This is a genomic window from Photobacterium lucens (assembly GCF_009873615.1).
In the GTDB taxonomy this organism is placed as follows: domain Bacteria; phylum Pseudomonadota; class Gammaproteobacteria; order Enterobacterales; family Vibrionaceae; genus Photobacterium; species Photobacterium lucens.
The window spans coordinates 1-534 of sequence record NZ_SSMG01000241.1; the positions used below are offsets into that span (position 1 = coordinate 1).

Consider the following 534-nt stretch of genomic DNA (forward strand, 5'->3'; position numbering starts at 1 on the left):
TTGGTGCCTTCGGGAACTCTGAGACAGGTGCTGCATGGCTGTCGTCAGCTCGTGTTGTGAAATGTTGGGTTAAGTCCCGCAACGAGCGCAACCCTTATCCTTGTTTGCCAGCACTTCGGGTGGGAACTCCAGGGAGACTGCCGGTGATAAACCGGAGGAAGGTGGGGACGACGTCAAGTCATCATGGCCCTTACGAGTAGGGCTACACACGTGCTACAATGGCGTATACAGAGGGCTGCCAACTCGCGAGAGTGAGCGAATCCCATAAAGTACGTCGTAGTCCGGATTGGAGTCTGCAACTCGACTCCATGAAGTCGGAATCGCTAGTAATCGTGGATCAGAATGCCACGGTGAATACGTTCCCGGGCCTTGTACACACCGCCCGTCACACCATGGGAGTGGGCTGCACCAGAAGTAGATAGCTTAACCTTCGGGAGGGCGTTTACCACGGTGTGGTTCATGACTGGGGTGAAGTCGTAACAAGGTAGCCCTAGGGGAACCTGGGGCTGGATCACCTCCTTACCTAAAGACTTA

1 rRNA gene is annotated in these 534 nt (G+C 54.9%); it reads left to right on the forward strand.

Features of this window, described 5'->3' with window-relative positions:
* Positions 1–522, forward strand: a 16S ribosomal RNA gene (locus E5A76_RS10550); the annotation flags it as partial.
* Between the last annotated feature and the right edge of the window lie 12 nt (positions 523–534).